The organism is Microbacterium sp. (genome assembly GCF_036566905.1).
GTDB lineage: Bacteria > Actinomycetota > Actinomycetes > Actinomycetales > Microbacteriaceae > Microbacterium.
The window spans coordinates 40,087-64,431 of sequence record NZ_DATCVK010000060.1; the positions used below are offsets into that span (position 1 = coordinate 40,087).

At 71.0% G+C, this 24,345-nt stretch carries 17 protein-coding genes; 8 read left to right on the plus strand and 9 right to left on the minus strand.

All coding sequences use genetic code 11. The annotated features are described in order from the left end of the window. Nucleotides 1-50 precede the first annotated feature (50 nt). Nucleotides 51-1,322: a GNAT family N-acetyltransferase gene (locus tag VIP82_RS05060; protein WP_331906289.1), complete on the plus strand. Its 1,272-nt coding sequence runs from the start codon at nt 51-53 to the stop codon at nt 1,320-1,322. Between the two features lie 34 nt (nt 1,323-1,356). Here VIP82_RS05060 and VIP82_RS05065 read toward each other — a convergent pair whose 3' ends face one another. After that, entirely contained in the window at nt 1,357-3,066 is a 1,710-nt protein-coding gene (locus VIP82_RS05065; RefSeq protein ID WP_331906291.1) for a formate--tetrahydrofolate ligase, read from the minus strand. A gap of 204 nt (nt 3,067-3,270) precedes the next feature. Here VIP82_RS05065 and VIP82_RS05070 point away from each other — a divergent pair, with 204 nt between their 5' ends. Continuing rightward, entirely contained in the window at nt 3,271-3,732 is a 462-nt protein-coding gene (locus VIP82_RS05070) for a GNAT family N-acetyltransferase (RefSeq protein WP_331906293.1), read from the plus strand. A 133-nt stretch (nt 3,733-3,865) separates the two neighbouring features. On the opposite strand, the gene VIP82_RS05075 is transcribed toward VIP82_RS05070, so the two are convergent. Together VIP82_RS05075 and VIP82_RS05080 are read right to left on the minus strand one after the other, a co-directional pair. Beyond that, the gene (locus VIP82_RS05075; protein WP_331906295.1) at nt 3,866-5,662 is read right to left on the minus strand and encodes a glycoside hydrolase family 3 protein; all 1,797 of its coding nucleotides are present in this window, start codon (nt 5,660-5,662) and stop codon (nt 3,866-3,868) included. Then, nucleotides 5,662-6,966: an MFS transporter gene (locus VIP82_RS05080; RefSeq protein WP_331906297.1), complete on the minus strand. Its 1,305-nt coding sequence runs from the start codon at nt 6,964-6,966 to the stop codon at nt 5,662-5,664. The genes VIP82_RS05075 and VIP82_RS05080 overlap by 1 nt, the downstream gene beginning before the upstream one ends. A 162-nt stretch (nt 6,967-7,128) precedes the next feature. Between VIP82_RS05080 and VIP82_RS05085 the strand changes: the two genes are divergently transcribed. Next, nucleotides 7,129-8,409: a TetR/AcrR family transcriptional regulator gene (locus VIP82_RS05085; RefSeq protein ID WP_331906299.1), complete on the plus strand. Its 1,281-nt coding sequence runs from the start codon at nt 7,129-7,131 to the stop codon at nt 8,407-8,409. Between the two features lie 60 nt (nt 8,410-8,469). Here VIP82_RS05085 and VIP82_RS05090 read toward each other — a convergent pair whose 3' ends face one another. The 3 genes from VIP82_RS05090 to VIP82_RS05100 form a co-directional block, all read right to left on the minus strand. Next, nucleotides 8,470-9,498, minus strand: a complete 1,029-nt coding sequence (locus VIP82_RS05090; RefSeq protein ID WP_331906301.1) for an NAD(P)-dependent alcohol dehydrogenase — start codon at nt 9,496-9,498, stop codon at nt 8,470-8,472. Between the two features lie 194 nt (nt 9,499-9,692). Beyond that, nucleotides 9,693-11,702, minus strand: coding sequence for a DNA helicase RecQ (gene recQ / locus VIP82_RS05095; protein ID WP_331906303.1), 2,010 nt, complete (start codon nt 11,700-11,702; stop codon nt 9,693-9,695). Between the two features lie 249 nt (nt 11,703-11,951). Then, on the minus strand, nt 11,952-12,488 hold the full coding sequence (locus VIP82_RS05100) for a DUF1697 domain-containing protein (protein WP_331906305.1): 537 nt from the start codon (nt 12,486-12,488) through the stop codon (nt 11,952-11,954). Nucleotides 12,489-12,727: 239 nt separating this feature from the next. Between VIP82_RS05100 and VIP82_RS05105 the strand changes: the two genes are divergently transcribed. After that, on the plus strand, nt 12,728-13,600 hold the full coding sequence (locus VIP82_RS05105; protein ID WP_331906307.1) for an SDR family oxidoreductase: 873 nt from the start codon (nt 12,728-12,730) through the stop codon (nt 13,598-13,600). Between the two features lie 17 nt (nt 13,601-13,617). On the opposite strand, the gene VIP82_RS05110 is transcribed toward VIP82_RS05105, so the two are convergent. Both VIP82_RS05110 and VIP82_RS05115 read right to left on the minus strand, forming a co-directional pair. After that, complete coding sequence (locus VIP82_RS05110) at nt 13,618-16,185, minus strand: DEAD/DEAH box helicase (RefSeq protein WP_414684613.1); 2,568 nt, start codon at nt 16,183-16,185, stop codon at nt 13,618-13,620. 166 nt (nt 16,186-16,351) lie between these two features. After that, a complete protein-coding gene (locus tag VIP82_RS05115; RefSeq protein ID WP_331906309.1) occupies nt 16,352-17,191 on the minus strand; it encodes an SGNH/GDSL hydrolase family protein in 840 nt (279 codons plus the stop codon). Between the two features lie 170 nt (nt 17,192-17,361). Here VIP82_RS05115 and VIP82_RS05120 point away from each other — a divergent pair, with 170 nt between their 5' ends. Together VIP82_RS05120 and VIP82_RS05125 are read left to right on the plus strand one after the other, a co-directional pair. Beyond that, nucleotides 17,362-17,682 (plus strand): GNAT family N-acetyltransferase, encoded by a 321-nt coding sequence (locus tag VIP82_RS05120; RefSeq protein ID WP_331906311.1) that lies wholly within the window; start codon nt 17,362-17,364, stop codon nt 17,680-17,682. 14 nt (nt 17,683-17,696) lie between these two features. After that, on the plus strand, nt 17,697-18,689 hold the full coding sequence (locus VIP82_RS05125) for a pirin family protein (protein ID WP_331906313.1): 993 nt from the start codon (nt 17,697-17,699) through the stop codon (nt 18,687-18,689). Nucleotides 18,690-18,755: 66 nt separating this feature from the next. Here VIP82_RS05125 and VIP82_RS05130 read toward each other — a convergent pair whose 3' ends face one another. Then, nucleotides 18,756-21,767 carry a S8 family serine peptidase gene (locus VIP82_RS05130; RefSeq protein WP_331906315.1) on the minus strand — a complete coding sequence of 1,004 codons (3,012 nt, stop codon included), beginning with the start codon at nt 21,765-21,767 and terminating at the stop codon, nt 18,756-18,758. Nucleotides 21,768-21,904: 137 nt separating this feature from the next. Between VIP82_RS05130 and VIP82_RS05135 the strand changes: the two genes are divergently transcribed. After that, entirely contained in the window at nt 21,905-22,456 is a 552-nt protein-coding gene (locus VIP82_RS05135) for an ECF transporter S component (RefSeq protein ID WP_331906317.1), read from the plus strand. Nucleotides 22,457-22,560: 104 nt separating this feature from the next. Then, a partial coding sequence (locus VIP82_RS05140) for an ABC transporter ATP-binding protein (RefSeq protein WP_331906325.1) occupies nt 22,561-24,345 on the plus strand: 1,785 nt, incomplete at its 3' end.

A 24,345-nucleotide genomic window follows, 5' to 3' on the forward strand; every position in this document is an offset into this window, starting at 1 on the left:
GGACACGCACGGGTGGTGCGGTGTCGGGGAGACGGCGCACAATGGGCGCGATGAACGCAGCCGTGACGCTCGCACCGTGGGGTCCCGCCGACCTGCCGCTGCTGGAGCGCGCCAACACGCCCGAGATGACGGCCCATCTGGGTGGCCCCGAGACGCCGGGTCAGCTCGAGGAGCGGCAGCAGCGCTACCTGCGCCTCGCGGCGGCGGGCGAAGCCGCGATGTACCGGATCGAGCTCGACGGCACGCCCGTCGGCGGCATCGGGTACTGGCAGGTCGAGCACGAGGGCACGCCGGCGTGGGAGACGGGATGGAACGTCTTCCCCGAATGGCAGGGGCGGGGCGTCGCCCGCGCAGCGCTGCGGCTCGTCATCCGGCTGGTCGCCGCCCGGGGCGAGCGAGATCTGCTGGTCGCCTACCCGGGCGTCGACAATCCCTCGTCCAACGCGCTGTGCCGCACCGCCGGATTCGCGCATCGCGGATCGGGGAGCATGCCGTGGCGCGGCGGCGAGCTCGCCTTCAACATCTGGGTGCTCGACATGGCGCCGCTCGACCTCGACGCCCGAGGGCCCGACCTCGACGAGCGGTTCGATGAAGGCGTGCTCGACGAGAAGGTGTGGTGGCCGTACTACCTCGCGCACTGGTCGGCGCGCGAGCGCGCGGCGGCGCGGTACTCGGTCGCTCCGGAAGGACTCGAGCTGCGCATCGACGCAGACACGCCCGCGTGGTCGCCGGAGTTCGACGGCGGGAATCGCGTGTCGCACCTGCAGACCGGCCAGTACTCGGGACCAGTGGGCGGTTCGATCGGGCAGCATCGTTTCCGCGACGGACTCGTCGTCCGTGAGGCGCAGCCCGAGCGCCGCCTGCATCTGCCGCGCTACGGCGTGATCGAGGTGCGGATGGCCGCCGTGCGGCATCCCGACGCGATGGTCGCCTTCTGGCCGATCGGCTTCGAGGAGCGGCCCGACGATTGCGGCGAGATCTGCATCGCCGAGATCTTCGGATCCGAGATCGACGACGACGGCGGCTGGGTCGGCGTCGGCGTGAAGTCTCAGAACGATCCGCGTCTGCACACGGACTTCGAGAAGATCCGCGTCGACGGCGACCTCGCCGGCTTCCACGACTACGCCGTGGAGTGGACGCCGGACGGGTTGCGCTTCTTCATCGACCACCGGTGGGTGAAGACCGTGACCCAGACGATCGACTACCCGATGCAGCTCATGCTCGACATCTACGAGTTCCCCCGCGCGGACGGCACGCGAGACCTCGCGGCGCTCCCCCACGTGCTGCGGGTCGACCGCGTGCGGACGTTCCCGCCGGCGTGACGCCCGCGGGGCTGCACGGGCGCCGGCGTCGGCGTCAGAAGAGCCCGACGATGCGCCCGTCGTCGTCGACGTCGATCGTGTTGGCGGCCGGAACCGCCGGCAGTCCGGGCATCGTCATGATGTCGCCGCAGACCATCACCACGAACCGCGCGCCGGCGGCGAGGCGCACCTCGCGGATGTCGACGGCGTGTCCGGTCGGCGCACCGCGCAGCTTCGGGTCGGTCGAGAACGAGTACTGGGTCTTCGCGACGCACACCGGGTAGCCGCCGTAGCCGTCCTCCTGCAGCCGCTTGATCTGCGCCCGCACCGCCGTCGAGGCCGTCACCTCCGAGGCCCCGTAGATGCGGGTCGCGATCGCGCTCATCTTCTGCCACAGCGTCGCGTCGTCGGGGTAGGTGAAGCGAAGACCCCTGGACTCCTGGTCCGCACCCCGTCCCGGATCCTGTCGAAGGGGACCGCAGAGCCGTACGACCTCGCGCGCAAGGCTCTCCGCGCCCGCGCCGCCCTCGGCGAAGTGCTTCGCGACCACTGCTGTGACCCCGACCGCCTCCGACGCGGCGACGAGCGCCGCGATCTCGGCATCCGTGTCCTCCGCGCGATGGTTGATCGCGACGACCGCCGGGATCCCCCACGTCTCGCGGATCGTCGTCAGGTGCCGCACCAGGTTGGCCGTGCCGTGGTGGAGCGCCGCGACGTTCTCGTGCGCCAGATCGGCGACCGCCACACCGCCGTGGTACTTCATCGCGCGCACGGTCGCCACGACCACGGCCACGTCGGGCCGGAGGCCGGTCGTGCGGCAAAGGATGTCGACGAACTTCTCCGCGCCGAGGTCGGCGCCGAATCCGGCCTCGGTGACGACGTAGTCGGCCATGCGCAGCGCGGAGTCGGTGGCGAGGTACGAGTTGCAGCCGTGGGCGATGTTCGCGAACGGGCCGCCGTGCACGAACGCCGGCGTGTGCTCGAGGGTCTGCACGAGGTTCGGGGCGAGCGCGTCGCGCAGCACCGCCGCCATCGCACCGTGGGCGCTGAGGTCGCGGGCGCGCACCGGGGTCCGGTCGCGGGTGTAGGCGACGACGATCTCGCCGAGACGCTCCTTGAGGTCGGCGAGGTCGGTGGCGAGGCAGAAGATGGCCATCACCTCGCTGGCCACGACGATGTCGAAGCCGCCCTCGCGCGGGTAGCCGTTGCCAGGCCCGCCGAGGCCGATGACGGTGTCGCGCAGCGCGCGGTCGTTGACGTCGAGCACGCGCCGCCACGTCACGCGCCGCACATCGATGCCGAGCGCATTGCCGTGGTGCACGTGGTTGTCGATCAGCGCGGCGAGCAGATTCGTGGCGATCGCGATCGCCGAGAAGTCTCCGGTGAAGTGCAGGTTGATGTCTTCCATGGGCACGACCTGCGCATACCCGCCGCCCGCGGCGCCGCCCTTCATGCCGAACACCGGCCCGAGCGCAGGCTCGCGCAGGCAGATCATGGCCCGTTCGCCGATGCGCCTGAGCGCGTCACCGAGCCCGACGGTCGTCGTGGTCTTGCCCTCACCGGCGGGCGTCGGCGAGACCGCCGTCATCAGCACGAGTCGCCCGCGTGGCCTGTCGCGCAGAGTGCGCAGATGCCGCAGCGACACCTTCGCCTTGTAGCGGCCGTACGGCTCCAGCTCGTCGTCGGGGATGCCGAGATCCTCGGCGATCCGCCCGATCGGCCAGAGGTCGGCCTGCTGTGCGATCTCGATGTTGCTCGTGGCCACGCGGCACTCCCTCGACGCACCGTCCCCGGCACCGCCAGCGGGCACCGTCGCGGGCGCCGTCGCCCGCACGCGCCAGCCTATGGGGGGAGGCGCCGCACGCCGCGGATGCGCACCGGCAGGCACAGGACGCGCCGCACGAGTTCGAGCGCGGAGCCCGCGCTCGGCTCGCTGGTGCGGCGTCGCGGCGGTCTCTACGGTGGAGCCATGGCGACCCCGGAGGTGCGCAGGGCAACGGTCGACGACGCCGACCGTGTGGCCGGGCTGCTGCACGACTTCAACACGGAGTTCGACACCGACTCACCGGGACCGGTCGTGCTGGCCGAGCGCCTGCGCAGCCTGCTCGCCGGGACGCAGACGTTCGCGCTGCTGGGAGGGGAGCCCGCGGTCGGCATCGCGCTCGTGACGCTGCGCCCCAACGTCTGGTACCCGGGCCCGGTGGCACTGCTCGACGAGATGTACGTCGCGCCGCAGGCGCGCGGCGACGGCATCGGCGGAGCGATCGTGGAGCGCCTGGTCGCCGACTGCCGCCGCGGCGGGGTGTCGGCGATCGAGATCAACGTCGACGAGGGCGACGTCGACGCTCAGCGCTTCTACGAACGCCACGGCTTCCACGGCTCCGATCCACAGACCGACGAGCGGGCGTACTACTTCTTCCAGGAGCTGTGAGCCGAAGCTGCACGTCCTGCGGCAACGCGGTGCGTGGTCCGCGGGCTTCCCGGTCGCGCCGGCACGTCGAGCCGCCGGCTGCATGGACGGATGCCGCGCCGCGAGGTCGCGACGCGGCATCCGTCTCAGCGGTTCAGAGGGACAGCCCGTGCCCGAAGCGGAACAGCGGTTCGGCGGTGTCGAACGGCACGTCGGGGCGCGAAGCCTCGACCGCCGCCATCGACGAGGGGATGTCGAACGGCAGCTTGCCCTGCGCGGGCGCGGCGCCGCTCAGCACGTCGAGCAGGGCCGTGGCGCTCGCACCCCAGTTGCCGACGACCGCGTGCGCGGTCTCGACGACGGGGCCGAGGATCGCGGGGCGATCGAGGAACACGTCGACAACCGTCGACACCGCCGCGGCGACCTCCGCGATGTGCGCGAGCACGTCGGCGGGGAAGTCGAGCGAGCCGGCGTGGAAGAAGTTCTCGAACATCGTCTCGCGCTGCTCGAACGGCGCCTGCAGGCGCAGGATCGCGACATCCGCCTCGGCGGGCGACGCGACGACCTCCCCATACGCCGCGGCCGCCTCGGGGGCGATGCCCTCGACGTACAGCTTCGCCCCACGAGCGAACGGCAGCGCCGCCTCGCGGTTCGCCAGGACGGTGATCGACGCGCGCTGTGCCGCATCGCCCTCGGCACGGAACTGCGCCGAGCCCACGATCGCGTCGGCGGCCTCAGCGTCGACGAACGGGTTCTCGAACAGGCCGAGCAGGAACTTCTCGCGCAGCAGGCGGCGCGCCGAGACGTCCAGGCGGTCCTCGGCGATACGGCCCTCACCCACGAGCTCGACGACGAGCTCGGGGCACGCTTCGCCGCCGAACTGGTCGGCGCCGGCATCCAGGATCTTCAGCACACGCTCGGCCGGCGTCAGGTGTTCGACACCCCACGCGCGGGCGGGGAACGGCTGGCCGAAGATCGCGGCGTCGTTGACGAGGCCCCAGTCGGTGCACACGATGCCGTCGAAGCCGTAGCGCTCGCGCAGCAGCCCGGTGAGCACCGACTTGTTGAAGCCGAAGCCGACCTCCTCATACTCGGTGCCGACCGGCATGCCGTAGTACGGCATGACCTGGCGGACGCCCGCCTCGAAGGCCGCCTCGAACGGCTTCAGGTGCAGCTCGAACTGCCCGCCCGGGTAGACCTGCTCGCGCCCGTAGGCGAAGTGCGGATCTTCGCCGTCCTTCTGCGGGCCGCCGCCGGGGAAGTGCTTGACCATCGCCGACACCGCGCCGGGACCGAACGACTCGCCGTTCTGGAACCCGCGGATGTACGCCGCGCCGAGCTCGCCCGAGAGCTCCGCGTCCTCACCGAAGGTCTGGAGCGCGCGCGACCAGCGGGGCTCGGTCGCGAGGTCGACCTGCGGATGCAGTGCGACGCGGATGCCGACCGCGGTGTACTCCTGGCGCGCGATGTCGCCGAACCGCTCGACCAGGGCGGCGTCGCGCGTCGCGGCGAGGCCCAGCGCGTCGGGCCACTGCGAGAACGGGCCCGCGAGCATCGCGGCGCCGGGGTTCTCGGTGAACGAGTGGCGCGGATCGGTCGAGATCGTCACGGGGATGCCGAGACGGGTGGATGCCGCGAGCTCCTGCAGCTTGTTGTGCCAGCGGGCGATCGCGCCCGCCGTGGGTGCGACGCCGAGAAGGTTGAAATGCGTCATGCCCTTCTCGAGCACGTACGCGCGGTTCGACGGCAGCCCGAACACCGGGTCGGCCTCGGCGAGCTCGCCGTCCTCGCCCATCGTGATCATGGTCTGGAAGAGGAGGCCGGCCTTCTCTTCCAGCGTCATCTCAGCGAGCAGCAGCTCGACGCGCTCCGCGACGGACAGGCTCGCGTCGAGCCACGGGCGATGTGCGGCGGCCGGGGTCGCGGCATCCGTCGTGGTGGCGTCGGTCATCACTTCACTCCCTTGATGCGGTAGACGAGCACGGCGCCGGCGAGGGCGACGAGCGCGCCGAAGAGGTAATACGTGGTGTAGCCGCCGAGCGCAGTGGTCGCGCCGATCGCGATGATGCCGGGCGCGATGGCGGGGGCGATCGACTGCGGCAGCGCGTTGGCCATATTCAGCACGCCGAGGTCCTTCGCGGTGTCGTCGGGGTTCGGCAGCACCTCGGTCGCGAGGGCGAGGTCGACCGACATGAACGAGCCGGCGCCGAAGCCGATGATCGCCTGGGCGACGAGCACGACGGCGACGCTCGGCGCGAACGCGAGGGTCACGAGCCCGATCACCATGATGACGCCCGCGAGCGCGACGAACGGGCGGCGCTTGCCGATCTTGTCGGACAGCACGCCGCCGAGCGGGCCGGAGATCGCCATGGCGAGCATGGACGCGAGGTTGGCGACGAGGATCGTCGAGATCGCAGCCTGCTCGTCGAGGCCGAACTTCTCGGTGAGGTAGAAGGGCAGGAAGGTCGCGATGCCGGCGTAGCCGAACATGACGAGGAACTTGGTGAGCCAGGTCCAGCCGAAGTCGGGGTGCTTGCGAGGGTTGAAGACGAACGAGCCGAAGAACTGGCCCACCGTGAACCTGTGCGCGGGCTTCTCGTCGAGGCGGCGGTCCTTCAGGACGAGGACGAACAGCACCGAGAGCACCGTGGCGATGGCGGCCGGCACGACGAAGCGCGCGAAGTCGTCCGACAGGAAGTTCACCAGGAACGAGCCCGCGAGGATGCCGAGGGGCGTCGTCAGGCCGATGATGCCCGACACCTTGCCACGGCCGGTGACCGGCACCTGGTCGGGCAGCGTCGCGTTCGCCGCAGCGAGGACCGCGTTCATCGAGGCCTGCACGAGGCACCACGCGATGAGGACGATCCACACCGAGTTCGCGACGCCGATGAGGGCGAACCCGCCGAGTCCGACGAGCGTGCCGCCGAGGATCCATGGCCGGCGCATGCCGAAGCGCGACGTCGTGCGGTCCGAGAGGCGGCCCGCGAGCGGGTTCGCGATGAGGGCGAACAGCGCGCCGACGCCCATGATCAGGCCGAGTTGGGCCGTCGCCTCTTCGGGCGTCGCGGTGATGTGCTGCACCTTGAACGCCATCGACACGAGCACCGGCGTGAGCAGTGCGAGGTAGACGCCGAAGTTCACAGCGGCGAGGCCGGGTGTGTAGCCGCGCGGTGTCTTGTCGGGCGTGGTGCCGGGGGCCTTGAAGCCGGTCGTGCCGGCGGCCGCGATCGTCGCGGCGGGCGACAGCTCTGTCATCGGAGTCCTTTCTCGGGTGCGGCGCGCGTCGGCTCCGACGCGCGTCACTGCACGACGATACATGAATCCCGACCGATTGGTAACTGAAACTCGACCGATTGGTAAGACTGCAGCGATAGGATGAATCGACAGCGGCGAGATGCGGAGAGGCGGTGCCAGGACGTGACCACCACTGCGGCGCCGGGCGCCATCCGCACCGCGCGCACCGAGCGGACGCGCGCCGCCATCGTCGCGGCGGCGCACGATGCCTTCGTGGCGCGGGGATACCGCGCCACCTCGCTCCGCGATGTCGCCGCTGCCGCCGGCATCAGCCACCCGGGACTCCTCCGCCATTTCGCGACCAAGGACGAGGTGCTCGCCGCCGTCGTGGACCTCTTCGAACGCGACAACGAGCTCGAGCTGCTCGAGCAGATGGCCGCCGAGGACCCGGGGACCCTCGCGTACAGCGACGTCGCACGGCGCAACGAGACGGTGCCCGGCTACCTCGCGCTGTTCGCGGCGCTCACGGGCGAGGCATCCACTCCCCGCCATCCTGCGCATCAGATCATGCGAGACCGCTACGCGCGCCTGCGCGACCAGTCGACCGACGTGATCGAGGAAGCCATCGCGCAGGACACGGTCGCGGCCGACCGCGACCCGGCGGGCGAGGCGGTGCGCGTCGCGGCCGCCTGGGACGGGTTGCAGCTGCTGGCGCAGTACCTGCCCGATCGCGTCGACATCGTCGGGGCGCTGGAGACCCACGAGGCATCACTGGCCCTGCCCGTCGGCTGGCGCGACCCCGACGATCCCGCGCCGACGGACACCCCGGCGCCGGTGCCGTCGATGCCGTCGTTCATGCCGGCTGCGACGGAATCGCCGTCGGGCTACCGGGTCGGCCGCGAGCGCCGCGGGCTCATCCTCGACGGCGCGACCGCGCTCTTCGCCGAGGAGGGATACGGAGACACCAGCCTCCGTGACATCGCGGAGCGCGTCGGCGTCTCGAAGTCGACGCTGCTGCACTATTACGGCTCGAAGGAGGAGCTGCTGAGCGCCGTGCTCAGTCACCGCGATCGCCTCATCGAGTCGCGCGACTCGTACACGCCCGCCGACCGCGCGGCCGACGAGCTGCGAGCCCTCTCTCGCGGGGCGACGGAGAACGCTGCGAAGGCGCCTGGGCTCATCGAGGTGTACGCCGTGCTCTCGTGCGAGGCCGTGCCTGCCGACCACCCGGCGCATGCGTACTTCGAGGAGCGCTTCCGCGGGGTCGTCGACCACTTCGCGGAGCTCTTCCGTACGGCTCAGGACGACGGCGATCTGCCCGCCCACCGCGATCCCGAGTTCGAGGCGGTCTGGCTCACCGCGCTGTGGGACGGGCTGCAGTACCAGTGGCTCTACGACCGCGACGCGGTGGATGTCGCGGCCCACCTCGACGCCCACCTCGACGACGTGCTCCCGCGGGGCTGAGGCGGGTCAGTCGGTCGCCGCAGACTGCGCGCCGAGACGGCCCTGCTCTCGCACCACGGCTTACTTGGGCGGACTCCCCTGCGGGTACACGACAGCCTTGAGCGAGTCGGGCACGCGAGACGCGAGGGTGAGTGCGTCCTGGGTCTGCTCGAGCGGGAAGCGATGCGTGACGAGTGCCGACACGTCCACGCGCCCCGAGGAGACGAGCGAGATCGCGGTGGGCCACGTGTGCGCGTACCGGTTGACGAGCGCGATCGAGATCTCCTTCACGTTCAGCCGTGACAGCGGGAGCGACACGTCCTGCTTCGGCATCCCGACCATCGCCGCCCGTCCGCCGTTGCGCAGCCGCCACAGGCCCTGCGCCAGCACGCCCGGCGCACCCGAGCACTCGAGGAGGACGTCCGCGTCCTCGTGCCCGGGCCCCTCGCCGACGGCGCCGCTGTGCTCCACCTCGAAGCCGAGCTCGCGGGCCTTGTCGAGGCGGAACTCGGCGACATCGCTGACCACGACCGACGATGCTCCGAGCGCTCGTGCGACCTGCGCCGCGAGGATGCCGACCGGCCCCGCGCCCGACACCCGCACCCGTTCGCCGGCGCGGAGGTCGGCTCGGCGGCACGCCCAGATGCCGACGGACAGCGGCTCGCAGAGAGCGGCCTCTTCGTACGACATGCCGTCCGGCACGACGAAGAGATTGCGCTCGTCGAGCGCGACCCGCTGGACCAGCGCGCCGTCGTAGGGCGGGGTCGCCAGGAACTTCAGACGCGGGCAGAGGTGGTAGCGCCCTGCGAGACAGTCCTCGCAGTCGCGGCACGGCGTGCCCGGCTCGATGGCGACTCGGTCGCCCACGACGACCTGGCTCACGCGGTCGCCGATCGCCACCACCCGGCCCGACACCTCGTGGCCGAGGATGAGCGGACCATCGACCACCCAGTCGCCGATCCGGCCGTGCGTGAAGTACGCGGTGTCGGACCCGCAGACTCCGACCGCCTCGATCGAGACGACGGCCTCGCGTGGCCCGGGCTGCGGCTCGGGGAGGTCGCGGATCTCGATGCGGCCCAGTTCCGGCATGACGGCTGCGAGATTGCTCATCGCGTTCCTTCCTGCGGGACGAAGGTCCCGCTCAAGATCTTCCGTCCCTCGCTTCGATGCGCATCGGCCAGGACAGTCCGAGCGCGATCCTTCCCGATATGACCGCGTTTGTCACCGCCTCGGCCGCCACGGTCCGGAATCACCAGCCGCTCGGGGGAGGGCCGGATCGGCGCCCATCGGTGTGGGTCTGCCGCTCAGGCGGCGGCGATGACCTCGAGCACGGCCTCGCCGTAGGCCTCGCGCTTCTTCGCCCCGATGCCCGAGACACCGTCCAGATCGGCGAGGCTGCCGGGGCGGCGCTCGGCGAGGGCGCGCAGCGTGGCGTCGCCGAAGACGATGTAGGCGGGCACGCCGAGCTCCTTCGCGACTCCGGCGCGCCAGGCGCGCAGCGCCTCGAACACGCCGAGGTTCGCGGGGTCGAGGTTCTCGGGCGCGGTGGTCTTGCGCACGCGGGCGACACCGCCGGAGCGGCCCATGACGTCCCGGCGCAGCGGCACCGGGGTCTCGCCACGCAGCACCCCGGCGGCAGGCTCACCCAGAGCGAGCGTTCCGTACTCGCCGCGAGCGACCAGGATGCCGCGGGCGAGCAGCTGCCGGATGACACTGCGCCAGTCCTGCTCGCTGAGGTCGGCACCGAGCCCGTACGTCGAGAGCTTGTCGTGACCCTGCTGGCGGACGCGGTCGGTGGACCCGCCGCGCAGGATGTCGATGAGGTGGCCGGCTCCGAACGCCTGGCCGCGCTCACGCTGCAGCCGCACGATCGTCGACAGCAGCTTCTGAGCGGGGACGAGGCCGTCCCAGGTCTCGGGCGCTTCGAGGCAGGTGTCGCAGTTGCCGCAGGGAGAGGAGGCCTCGCCGAAGTAGTCGAGGAGGTTCTGGCGCCGGCATCCGATCGTCTCGCACAGAGCGAGCATCGCGTCGAGGTGCTGACCGAGACGGGTCTTGAAGGCGCGGTCGCCCGGCGACTGATCGATCATGCGCCGCTGCTGCACCACGTCGCCGAGCCCGTAGGCCATCCAGGCGACCGACGGCTCGCCGTCGCGGCCCGCCCGGCCGGTCTCCTGGTAGTAGCCCTCGACGGACTTGGGGAGGTCGATGTGCGCGACGAACCGGACGTCGGGCTTGTCGATGCCCATGCCGAAGGCGATCGTCGCGACCATGACGACTCCGTCCTCGCGCAGGAACCGCGACTGGTTGGCGGCGCGCGTCTCGGCAGGAAGACCCGCGTGATACGGCAGCGCGTCGACGCCCTGCGCGGACAGGAACTCGGCGGTCTGCTCGACCGACTTGCGACTCAACGCGTAGACGATGCCGGCCGATCCGACGCCCTGCGAGCGGACGAAGGCGACGAGCTGGCGCCGTGGGTCGGACTTCGCCTCGATGCGGTACTGGATGTTCGGCCGGTCGAAGCTCGACACGAAGTGCCGGGCCCGCGGCAGCTGCAGCCGCTCCGTCATCTCGCGGTGCGTGGCGGGCGTCGCGGTCGCGGTCAGCGCGAGGCGCGGCACGCCGGGGAATCGCTCGGCCAGGGCTCCGAGCGCCAGGTAGTCCGGCCGGAAGTCGTGGCCCCACTGCGACACGCAGTGCGCCTCGTCGATCGCGATCACACTGAGCTTGCCGCGGCCGAGGAACCGCAGCGTGGTCTCGGTGTTGAGCCGCTCGGGAGCGACGTACAGCAGATCGAGCTCGCCGGCCAGGTACGCGCGCTCGACGGCAGCACGCTCGGGCGGCGCCTGCGTCGAGTTGAGATAGGCGGCGCGCACGCCGTTGGCGACGAGCGCATCGACCTGGTCGTGCATGAGTGCGATGAGCGGACTGACGACGAGCCCGGTACCCGGACGCACCAGCGCCGGCACCTGGTAGCAGACGCTCTTGCCACCGCCGGTGGGCATGAGCACGACGGCGTCGCCGCCTGAGATGACCTGGTCGACGATCGCGGCCTGCTCGCCGCGGAACGCGTCGTACCCGTAGACCTCTCGCAGCACGGTGCGCGGGTCGGCGCCGGTGAAGTCGCGTCGGGGCCCCGCACCGGCGAACGGGTCGAGGTCGGCCGAGCCGCCGGCGCCGAAGTCGGGCGGTGGCCGCCAGCCGTCCTCCGGGGGCGCCCACGCGTCATCCGGCGGTGGGGCATCGCCGAACTCGGGAGGCAGGAGGCCGGGCTCCCACGCGAGGTCGGCGTACGGGTCGCCCTGCGGGATGGTCACCCGTCCCAGCGTAGCCGCGGCACCCGACGCCGTCCCCTCTGCAAGCGGCCTGGCGGAGAACGCCGGCTGCATCGGCCGCGGGGCGCTGCTGGGGAGGAGGCGCATCGCCCGGATCCTCAACTGAGGATCCCGCCAGAGATCAACGTCCGGCACCGATCCTCATCTGAGGAACGTAGCCGAGATGCGGGCCGACACACTGCTGGCCGCTCCTCAGCTCGGCACAGCTCTCAGCTCAGGGCCATCGGACACTCAGCACCACTTGGCCGCGATAGCGGTGATGACGTTGAGGTTGCGGTTGGTGGCGACGCCGAGCAGCTTCGCCGCACCGAGCGGATCGACCGTGCCGGCCTGATAGCCGGGCCCGAGCAGGGCGTGCGCGACGCGTCCGCGCACCACCATGCCGCCGGCATCCGTTGCGAGCCCTTCCACTCGCGCCACGACGTCGGGCGGCAGCTCATCCTTGAGCAGATAGACGTAGTGCCGCTCGAGTCCGGGGCACTCGGCGCTGAGGGCGGCTGCCTCGCGCGCGATCTCGGTGACCTCGGCCGTGGAGAACACCATCGTGGGCACGTCGAAGCCGCGGTCGGCGGCGAAGGCCTCCTCGAGCGCCTTCTCGATCTTCGCCCGCGAACGCATCGGGGTGGTGAACCGCACGTTGCCGGTGTTGATGTGCGTCTCGACATCGGTGAATCCGATGCTCTCGACCACCCGCCGGATGTCGTCCTTCGCGAACTTCCGGTTGGCGCCGAGGTTGATCGCGCGCAGGAACGCCACATAGGTCGGCATACCGTCATCATCGCGGACGCGCCGGGCCCCTGCCTCAACCCGCGCCGACCAGGTGCAGAGACCTAATGGCATCCGTTATCGTCATCGTCATGCAATGCCTGTGACCCGCCTCCGTCACCCACTCGTACGCAGCGATCCGCACGGTCGCTGGTTCCGGACCGTCTCGCGACGCTCGTCGCTCCGCGTCAGGCGCTCAGCCGGTGGCCCCCACCAACCCGGACGTCCTTGAAAGGCATCGCATGTTCTCCTCCACGTCCCTGCCGCTGCGCGGCAAGACCGCCCTCGTCACCGGCGTCTCGCGCCGGCGCGGCATCGGCTACGCCGTCGCGACGCAGTTCGCGCGGCTCGGCGCCGACGTCTTCCTCCACCACTACCGCCCGCACGACACGCGTCTGCCGTGGGGCGGCGACGACCTCGACGCCGTGCGCGAGGGCCTCCGGGCCGAGCTCACCACGGGCGCGCAGCTCGGCGACGTGAGCGCCGACCTGCGGGAGGCGGCATCCGTCCCGCTCGTCGTCGACGCGGCGCGGGCACTCACCGGACGACTGGACATCCTGGTGTGCAACCACGCGCAGTCGGGCGACGACGGATCGATCCTCGACATGACGGCCGACCGGCTCGATGCGTTCTGGCAGACCAACGCCCGCTCGACGATCCTGCTCACGCGCGAGTTCGCCGCGCTGCACGCCGGCGACGGGATCGCCGCCCGGCCCGGCGAGCGCGTCGAACGTCGCGGCCCCTTCGCCGAGCCGGTCGGGCGGGTGTTCTGGATGACGTCCGGGCAGATCCACGGTCCGATGCGCGGTGAGGTCGCGTATGCGGCCAGCAAGGCGGCCCTCGCCGGCGTCACGAAGACGGTGGCGGCGGAGCTGCTCGATCTCGGCATCATCCTCAACACGATCGACCCCGGCCCCGTCAACACCGGATACCTCGACCCCGAGACGACCGACCGGCCGCTGGAGGAGATCGAGGAGTGGATGCGGTCGACCCCGTTCGGCCGCTACGGCGAGCCCGCCGATCCTGCGCGGCTCATCGGCTGGCTCGCCACACCCGAAGGGGCCTGGGTGGTCGGCCAGGTGCTCTCCACCGACGGCGGTCTCGGCCTGGGCTGAGCCCCCGCCTGCGCGGCTCAGAGCCGGACGACCTCGGTCACGCGCACCACGGCCGCGCCGGTCTCTTCGGATGCCGCCAGCTCGACGACGCCGCGGATGCGCCAGTCGTGGTCACCGGCGGGGTCGTCGATCGTCTGCTCGACGCGCCAGACACCGGATGTCGCGGCATCCGTCTCGTCCACCGTGACGAGTCGCGGCGAGCGGGCGGGTCCGCCGGTGAGGATCTCGTCGTGCTCGTCGAAGTACGCGTCCAGCGCGGCCGGCCAGTCGACGTCGGGATCGAGCTCGGTGAGCTCGTCGTCGCGCTGCAGCGCGGCCAGCTGTACCCGGCGGAACAGCTCGTTGCGCACCAGGACGCCGAACGCGCGCCGGTTGGTCAGCACCGACGGCGGGGCCGGCGGCACGACGGGTGCTGTGGGGTCTTCGACGGGGTTGACGAGCGCCTCCCACTCGTCGACGAGGCTCGAGTCGACCTGCCGCACGACCTCGCCCAGCCACGCGACGATGTCGTGCAGCTCGTCGGTCTGGGCCTCGGTCGGCACGGTCTGCCGGATGGCGCGGTACGCGTCCGACAGGTACCGCAGCACGAGCCCCTCGCTGCGCGACAGCTGGTACAGCGAGATGAGCTCCGAGAACGACAGCGCCCGCTCGAACATGTCGCGCACCACCGACTTCGGCGACAGCTCGAAGTCGCGGATCCACGGCTGGCTCGACGCGAACACCTCGAAGGCCTGCCCCAGCAGCTCTTCGAGCGGCTTCGGGTACGTGACCTCCTCGAGCGCAGCCATGCGCTCGTCGTAGTCGAGCCCGTCCTGCTTCATCGCCGCGACGGCCTCGCCGCGCGCGCGGTACTCCTGCTGCGAGAGGATCTGGCGCGGATCGTCGAGCGTCGCCTCGATGACGCTCACGACGTCGAGCGCATAGTGGCCGGTCCCGGCCGCGCCCGGTGCGTCCTCGGGGTCCAGCAGCCCGATCGCGGCGAGCGCGAACGGCGAGAGCGGCTGGTTGAGGGCGAAGTTCGGCTGCAGGTCGACGGTGAGGCGGATCTGATCCCGGATGCCGCGGCCCGCGGCATCCGTGCCTCCGCCCCGGTCGATCTCGACCACGCCGGCCGTGAGCAGCGTGCGGAAGATCGCGATCGCCCGGCGTGCGAGCTCGTAGCGCCTGGCGCGCGGCTCGTGGTTGTCGAAGACGAGCGACCGCACGTTCTCGAACACGTCGCCGCCGCGAGCGATGACGTTGATGAGCATCGCGGCGGTCAGCGAGAGCTGCGGCACGAGCGGCTCGGGATCGGCGTCGACGAGGCGCTCGAAGGAGCCGAGCCCCCAGTTGACGACGCCGGTCGGAGCCTTCTTGCGCACGATCTTCTTGCGCTTCGCGGCGTCGTCGCCGGCCTTGCGCAGCGCGGCCTCGTTCTCGATCTCCCATTCGGGCGCCATCACGACGACGGTGCCCGAGGTGTCGTAGCCGGCCCGGCCGGCGCGGCCCGAGATCTGGTGGAACTCGCGCGCCGACAGCTGGCGCATCTTCGTGCCGTCGTACTTCGACAGCGCCGTGATCATCACCGTGCGGATGGGCACGTTGATGCCGACGCCCAGCGTGTCGGTGCCGCAGATCACGCGCAGCAGACCCCGCTGCGCGAGCGTCTCGACGAGCCGGCGGTACCGCGGCAGCATTCCGGCGTGGTGCACGCCGATGCCGGCACGCACGTACCGCGACAGGATGCGGCCGAACGCCGTCGTGAAGCGGAACCCGCCGATCGCCTCGGCGATGGCGTCCCGTTGCTCGCGGGAGACGATCCGGATGCTCGACAGGGCTTGCGCCCGCTCCATCGCGGCAGCCTGCGAGAAGTGCACGATGTACACCGGCGCTTCACCGGTCTGCAGCAGCTCCTCGACGGTCTCGTGCACCGGCGTGCGGGCGTAGGAGAAGTGCAGGGGCACGGGGCGATCGACGCCGGTGATCCGCGAGACGACCCGGTCGGTCCGGCGCTCCAGGTCCTCCGCGATCGCGGAGACATCGCCCAGGGTCGCCGACATCAGCACGAACTGGGCTCGCGGCAGCAGCAGCAGCGGCACCTGCCAGGCCCAGCCGCGGTCGGGGTCGCCGTAATAGTGGAACTCGTCCATCACGACCTGGTCCACGCCGGCTCCCGCACCCTGGCGGAGGGCGAGGTTGGCGAGGATCTCGGCCGTGCAGCAGACGATCGGCGCATCGGGGTTCACCGAGGAATCACCGGTGACCATGCCCACGTTCGCGGCGCCGAAGATGTCGACGAGCGCAAAGAACTTCTCGCTCACGAGCGCCTTGATCGGCGCCGTGTAATAAGTGCGGCCACCGCGGGCCACGCACGCGGCGTGCGCCGCGACGGCCACCAGCGACTTGCCCGTGCCCGTCGGCGTCGACAGGATCACGTGCGAGCCCGACACGATCTCGATGACCGCTTCGTCCTGTGCGGGGTACAGGGCGAAGCCCTCGTCTGCCGCCCACTCGACGAACGCGTCGTAGAGCGCGTCGGCGTCGGGGCCACCTGCGCGCGCGCCGGACGCCTCCGCTGCGGTCGCGATGGTCTCGAGAAGCGTCACCGTCCGAGTCTGCCAGGTCGCAGCATCCGCGCCGGTGTCACGAAGTCGGTCGAAGCGGGCCCGTTCCGGGACGCGGAGACGGAGGACGCCGCCCCTCCGGAAGCGGTGGCGGCGCCCGGCGGCTCAGACGAAGGCGGATGCTGCGGCGCTGCCGCCGCAGCACCGTTCAGCGCCCCAGCTGCTCGAGGATGACGTCGGTGTAGGCGGTGTACCCCTCGTACGTCGGGTGGAGGTAGCCGGCGGGGTCGCCCACCGGGTCGACTCCGAACCACGGATCGCTGGGCACACCCGGCACGAGCTGCACGCCGTGCCCCGCGAAGGCGTCGACCACGTCCACGTAGACGACGTCGATACCACCGGCAGCAGCGGTGGCGACGGCGGCCTGGATGGCGGCGTTGAGCGCGTCGGTCGCACCGTTCACCGCGGCGACGAGCGCGGCGAGCTGAGCGAACTGCGGAAGGTCCGGCGGCGACTCGAGCAGATACGGGTAGCCGGTGACGACGATCGTCGCATCCGGCGCGCGCTCGGCGATCGCGCCGATCAGGGACGTGAGCGGAGCGACGATCCCCGGTGCCGAGCTGATGGCGCTCTGGATCGCGGCGAGGCAGGGCGCGGGATCTCCGCCGGCAGCGGCGATCGAGCAGGTCGCGTAGACCTGATCCAGACCGAGGTCGTTCGCGCCGACAGTGAGCGTCACGACGGTCGTCCCGCGGTTCAGCTGCGACAGCTGAGACAGGGTGTCCGCGATCGTCGCGCCGCTGCACGCCGCATTGCGCAGCAGGTTGAACTTCGGCTCCTCATCGAGCTGCGCCGCGTAGCCGCCGTCGGTCCGGACGCACGCGTCCAGCGGGGCGCCACCGCCTTGGCCCGCGGCGATCGAGTCGCCGAGCGCGACGTGTTTGGCGACCATCAGCGGTGACGCCGTGGCGGGCCCGGCCGCACCTGCCATGAGCATGCCGGCTCCGAGTGCGACGGCCGCGAGCGCGGCCAAAAGACGTCGTTTCATGATTCCCCTTCGAATCCCTGACAGGATCGATTCCCCCGAATCGAACCGCACACCGCGGTGATGCCGACGATAGACCTGCGGCATCCGTCCCGCCAGGGGTGCGCGTGCACTTCCGCTGGCGGAATCACGCGGCGGAGACGTACGTTGAGAAGGACGACGGAAGGATTCCCGTGACCGACACCGATGCCCAGGTCCTCGTGACCCGCAACGACGAAGACCGCCGATACGAGGTGCACGTCGACGATGTGCTCGCAGGGTTCACCGTGTTCCGCGCCGACGCCCGCGGACGCCTGCACTTCCCGCACACCGAGGTCGACCCGGCCTTCCGCGGACGCGGCCTCGCGCAGACCGTCGTGGGCGAGGCGATGGCGGATGCCGCGCGCCGTGGCGAGACCGTCGTGCCGCACTGCCCCGTGGTGGCGAAGTACCTGCGCGACCACGATGTGCCCGGGCTCACCATCGAGTGGCCCGACCAGCCGCACCCCGAGTGAGCGGTGGCCCCGACGTGACCCGCTTGGACGCCGACGACACCATCGCCACCGAATCCGCGGTGGAATGTGCAGGCCCGCGCACGCTGCTGCTCGAGACGCGCGAAGTGCCCCTCGGCGGCGTGCGCGCCATGTCGGTGCACCGCTCCCTGCCGCAGCGCGATCTGCCGCTCGTCGGAGCGTGGTGCTTCCTCGACCGCTTCGGGCCGCAGGAGACGCGCATGCGCGTCGAACCACACCCGCACATCGGTCTGCAGACCGTGACCTGGCCCTACCTCGGCGAGGTGCGGCACCGCGACTCCGTGGGCAGCGACGTCGTGGTGCGTCGTGGCGCGCTCAACCTCATGACGAGCGGTGCGGGCATCTCGCACTCCGAGTACTCGGTCGGGACGGATGCCTCACCGCTGGACGCCCTGCAGCTGTGGGTCGCGCTGCCCGAGGCCCGACGGCATGGGGCTCCTGCGTTCGAGCAGCACGCCGTGCTTCCGGAGCTGGAGCTGACCGCCACGGTCGGCGCACCGGGGACCGCGACCGTGGTGCTCGGCGAGCTCGGCGGCGTGGCTTCACCCGCAACCGTGTACACGCCGATCGTCGGGGCCGAGCTGCGGATCGCCGCCGGCTCTGCGGTCCGCGTCCCGTTGAACCCCGACTGGGAGCACGCTCTCGTCGTCGTGTCCGGCGACGCCGACGTCGCCGGCGAGGGCGGCGACGTGGAGACGGTCGCCGTCGACACGGCCCACCTGCTCTACCTCGGCATCCACCGCGACGAGGTCGTGATCTCGAGCCCTGCCGGAGCGATCCTCTTCCTGCTCGGCGGCGAGCCGTTCGAGGACGACGTCGTCATGTGGTGGAACTTCGTCGGGCGCACCCACGAAGAGATCGTCGAGGCGCGCGAGGCGTGGGAGTCGGGAACGGAGCGCTTCGGCCACGTGATCGACCACGGGGACGAGCGGATCCCCGCCCCGCCGATGCCCGCCGTCCGGCTCACCCGCCGCCGACGCCGGCTCTAGTCGCTGTCCAGCGATACGACGAGGCGCCCGGGCCGAAGCCCGGGCGCCTCTTCTGTGCGGGAACGGTTACGGGACGTCGACCGAGACGACCGTGCGCACCTGCGAGTCGCCGTAGCGCACGACGCCCAGGTAGCTGCCCGCCTCGAGGCCCGACCACGACAGGTTGTACGTCGTGGGTGTGGCCTGCTGCGCGTCGATCACTGCGGGCTCCGCGGTGAACGACCCGACGCCGTCGGCGCCGACGAGGGCGCTCGTCGCCGTCCAGGTGAACGGCGCGGTGAACGCGTACACGTCCGCCGTGATCAGGTACCAGCCGGCGGTCGGCTGCGCGATCTGCACGGCCTCGTCGGCCGAGCCGGTCGCGGACTGCCACGCCTGGTAGTACCGGTGGTCCGTCTCGCTGACCACGCGGTAGACCGCGAGGTCGAGGTCGCTGCCCGTGTCGTCCGACGAGTCGAGCTCGAACCGTGCGAGCTCGGTGCCGGCGGGCACCTGCACGAGCACCTCGGTGGTGCCGTCCGTGGCGGCGCCGGTGGTCTCGTCGCCGTCGATGAGCACGTTCTCCTTCGCGAGGCCGAACAGGTTCAGCGGCAGCTCCCCGGTGTAGCCCGGCGTGATGGTGACGTCGACGTCGCCGTCGGCACCCTCACCCGAGATCGCCGTCGGCGCATCCGCCGTGACGGGGAACACCGCGATCGGCGAGCGCACCGTCGTGTCGGCACCGGTCCACGTGAGGGAACCGGTCGCCCACTCCTCGACGGGAGCCGTCGCGTTCGTGAACTCGATCGTGAACGTCTGCGTCTTGCCGGCCTCGATCGTGAACGAGGCCGGCGTGACGACCGCGTCGACACCGGGCACATCGACCGACGCCGTGTACGTGCCGGCCGTGGCGGCCGTCACCGTGCGGGTGATCGTCTGGCTTCCGGCCAGAGCGCCCACGCTGATCGAGGCGAGGTTGAGGTCGCTCGGGTCGGTCGGGTCGACATCCTCCCAGTAGTCGGCGCCGAGGGCGCCCTCGATGTACGACTGCCAGCCGGCCGCACCGTTGAGGTACAGAAGACCCGGGTTGAAGTACTTCGTCGGGTCGACGTGGCCCGCGCCCTGGATGAACGGGTCGGTGACCGGCTGGTTCTTCGAGTCGACGAGGTCGTACGCGGTCGTCATGAGCGCGGACTTGACCTCTGCCGGCGTCGCCTTCGGGTACTTCCCGAGGTACAGCGCGCCGAGACCGGCGACGTGCGGCGACGACATCGACGTGCCCGACATGAAGCCGAACGTCGGCGCCGAGCCCTTCGCGTTGTTCGTCGCGGCGAGGATCGCCACACCCGGGGCCGAGACGTCGGGCTTGATGACGTCGCTGCCGTCGGCGAGCATCGGTCCGCGGCTCGAGAAGCCCGCGATCTGCGGCGTGGGGGTCGCCACGCCGGTGACGTTGTCGCCGACGAGGGTCACGGTCGCCGCCGGGTTGCCCTTGACGTACGCCAGCAGGGCGTCGCGGTACTGCGCGTCGATGTGAACCGTGGGCACCGAGTGGAAGTCGTTGTCGAGCGAGCCCGGCGTGACGTTCACCAGCACCATGCCGATGCCACCCGCCTCGCCGACCGCCTGCGACTTCTCGACACGGGCGTTGGTGCCGCGGTCGCAGACGACGATCTTGCCGGCGACCTTGGCCGGGTCGAGCGTGCCCAGGAAGCACAGCGCGGCCTCGTTCGGAGCCGCGCCGGCGAGCGCTGCCTCACCGGCGTAGACGACGTTGCCCGAGACCTTGCCCTCGGGCTGCGAGAACACCGTGACCGAGGCGCCGACGGCCTGCTGGCCGTTCCACTGCACCGTTCCCTCGTAGGTGGGGATGGTGGATGCCGCGACCGTCGTGTACCACGGCGATGCGTGGTCGGCCGTGGCGGCGTCGGGGCCGTCGTTGCCGGCGCTCACCGAGACGAACACGCCCGCGGCGGCGGCGTTGAGGAACGCGACGTCGTCGGCCTGCAGCACGCTCGTGGCGGAGCCGCCGCCGATCGAGTAGTTGATGACGTCGACGCCGTCGGCGACGGCGGCATTGATCGCGGCGAGCAGGTCGCTGCCGGCGCAGATGTCGTCGTCGGTCGAGAGCGGGTCGGGTCCGCCGTAGCAGGCCTTGTACGCGGCGACCTTGGCGGCCGGGGCGACACCCGAGATCTTGCCGAAGTCGATGCCCTCGACGGAGGCCGAGACGCCGAAGTTGCCGGCGGCCGTGCTCGCGGTGTGCGAGCCGTGGCCCTCGAGGTCCCGCGGCGACGCGTAGTCGGTCTTGAACGAGAAGCCTGCGGCGGCCGCGCCGGTGTTGAAGTAGCGCGCGCCGATCAGCTTGGTGCTGTAGTCCTGCTTGCTCCACTGCTCGCCGGACACACGCTGCGAGACGAACGTGCCCCCGTCGGACTTCTTGTACACGACGTTCTCGCCGACCAGGTAGGGCTCGCTGCCCACCTTGGTGCTGAGCTTGCTGCCCGCGAATGCGGGGTTCTCGGGCGAGATGCCGGTGTCGACGACGCCGACGACGATGCCCTTGCCGGCGCCAGCCGTGCCGCCGAGGCTGTCCCAGACTCCGCCCGTGCCGTCTGCCACGGATCCGAGCCCGAGGAACTCGGTCGAGGGGACTGCGGCGGTCGGGTGGTAGATCTCATCGGGGAAGACCCCGAGCACGTTCTTGTCGGTCTGCAGCTTGCCCACCTGGTCGGCGGTGAGGTCGGCGCTGAAGCCGTTCAGCACGACCTGATACGTGGTGGCCGGCGTCACGCCGTTCTCGGCGGCGAAGTCAGCCTGCTCCTTCTTGAGGTGCGCGACGTACTTCTGCGAGTTCGCGGAGTTCGCGTCGAGCTGGTTCCCCTTGCCCGGCTTGGTGGGAGCGATGCCGCTGACACCGCCGTCGTAGGTGGCGAGGGGCGCATCCTTCAGGAGGACGATGTAGTGACCGTCGGCTGCTTCGACCGGAACCGGTGATGTCACCTCCTCGGGTACAGCGCCGAAACTTGCTGTGGCAGTGCCCGCGAACAGTGCGGCGAGTGTGACGACCGCGGCTGCTCTCACGGAGGATCGACCCATGTGTGGCCTCCAGGTTGTTGTGGGGGTGCTGCGCCACATCGTTGGGGCGCAGCGACCTCCAACGTAACTGTCAGGAGAATCCCAGTAAATGAGAGGTCAGTGAGAAACGCGACGCCGCGTCCCAGTACCCTGGGCAGGTGGCTGACCGAACCCGGATTTCGACGAGCGTTCTGCTCACCTGTGCGGCGATCGGCGTCGCGACCGGTGTTCTCCAGGCGGGTGCGGGCGCGATCAGCGGCTTCGTCTCAGCGGGCGCGCCGATCCTCTACGGACTGGTTCTCGGTGTGCACGTGCTGCCCGGCGTCGTCGCGCAGGAGCTGCTGCGGCGCCCGTGGGTCGCGCTGATCACGCATCTCGTCGCGGCGCTCGTGGCCAGCGCCGTGGTGCCGCTGTGGATCGGCCGCTACATCGGCACCGCCCTCCTCATCGGCGGACTGCAGGAGATCATCGCGGCGACCTCCCGCTACAAGCGGTGGGAGCCCTGGCGCTTCTTCCTCTCGGCGGTGATCGTCGGCGCCGTCATCGCCGTCGCGATCTGGTTCGCCGCCGATGTCTCGCGCTTCCCGCTGTGGGGTCAGATCGTCTACGTCGCGCTGTTCATCGTCGGTCCCGTCGCGTGGACGGCCGTGGGCCTCGCGATCGGCAATGCGCTCCGCCGCGCCGGTGTCGCCCGTCGCAGCCGCGGGTGAGGGATCCGTCCCGGTCTCCGCGCCGTTTCACCGAATCCGTGCCGTTTCGCCGAAGAGTAAGGCACGGGTAAGTTAGGGAAGGCTAAGTTTCCCTCGACGATCGGATACCCGTGTCCTCTGCCGTGCCGCTGCTGCGGGTGCGCGAGCTCGGCATCACCCACGACGGCGAGACCTCTCCCGCCCCCGCAGCCGTTTCCTTCGACATCGCCCCCGGCGAGGTGGTGCTGCTTCTCGGCCCCAGCGGATCCGGCAAGTCGACGCTGACGCTCGCACTCAACGGCCTGCTGCCGCAGGCGGTGCCCGCCGACGTCACCGGATCGATCGAGGTCGATGGACTCGACACGCGGAGCACACCCGTCGCCGACCTCAGCACGCGGGTCGGCATGGTCTTCCAAGACCCCGACGCGCAGCTGGTGACCGGCACCGTCTTCGACGAGGTGGCCTTCGGGCCCGAGAATCTGCGGATGCCGGTCGCCGACGTCCTCGCCCGGACCGAAGACGCGCTGCGGCGCGTCGGACTCTGGGAGCGGCGCTCGGATAACCCCGACCGCCTGTCTGGCGGCGGGCGTCAGCGCCTCGCGATCGCATGCGCCCTCGCCATGGGATCGCCGCTTCTCGTGCTGGACGAGCCCACGGCGAATCTCGATCCGGCGGGCATCGAGGAGGTCTACGCGGCGCTGTCCGCGTTGGTCGCGGCCGGCGATCGGTCCATTCTGCTGGTGGAGCACAACCTCGACGCGGCGGTCGGCTTCGTCGATCGAGTCGTCGTGCTCGACCACGACGGTCGACTGGCCGACGACGGCACGGTCGACGAGGTGCTGCGCGGGCGGGCAGAAGACCTGCACGACATGGGCGTCTGGCTGCCCGTCTCGACGCTCGCCGCGCTGCGGCTGCGTCGCGCGGGCTTCGCCCTCGACCCGCTGCCGCTGACCCCCGACGAGCTCCGCGCCGCGCTGGAGGCAGAGGATGCGTCGGCGGGATCCCGGTCGTTGAGCGAGCGAGGAACGAGCGAGACGAAACGCGCCGAGCCCACGTCGCGGGTCGGTCCGGGGCGTTTCGACTCGCAAGCTCGCTCAACGCCCGGTTCCGGTGCTCCCCTCATCACCGTTCGGAACCTCACGCTCCGCCGCGGCCGCAGCGAGGTGCTGCACGGCATCGACCTCGACGTGCCGCGCGGTGCGTTCGCCGCGGTGGTCGGGGCCAACGGCGCCGGAAAGACGAGCCTCATCCAGGCCATCGCCGGCGTCGTCGCCCCGCCCAAGGGCACGGTTCACGTCGACGGACTCGACATCGGCCGCGCCGACGCGCGCACGCTGAGCACGCGCATCGGCTTCGTGTTCCAGAACCCCGAGCACCAGTTCATCGCGCACACGGTCTTCGACGAGATCGCCCATGGCCTGCGCCGTCAGCACCTTCCCGACGACGAGGTGCGCACGCGCGCCCTCGAGCTGCTCGAGCGGTTCGGGCTCGCCGCCAAGGCCGACAGCCACCCGTTCCTGCTGTCGGGCGGGCAGAAGCGGCGACTCTCGGTCGGCACCGCGCTCGTGGCGGGTGCACCCGTGCTCGTGCTGGACGAGCCGACGTTCGGTCAGGATCGCGCCCGTGCCGACGAGCTGCTGTCATTGCTCTCGGAGCTCAACGCCGAGGGCACCGCGGTCGTCGTCGTGACCCACGACATGCAGCTCGTGACCGACTACGCCGACCGCACCGTCGTGATGGCCGACGGCCGCGTGCTGGCGCACGGGGCGACCGCCGAGATCTTCGCTGACGACGCACTCATCGCGCGCGCGGGTCTGCGCCCGCCGCCGCTGCGCCGCGCGCTGCGAGGTGTGCAGCGGCATCCCGAGCTGTCCCGCGTCACCCGCCTCGCCGACCTCCCCGGCGCGGAC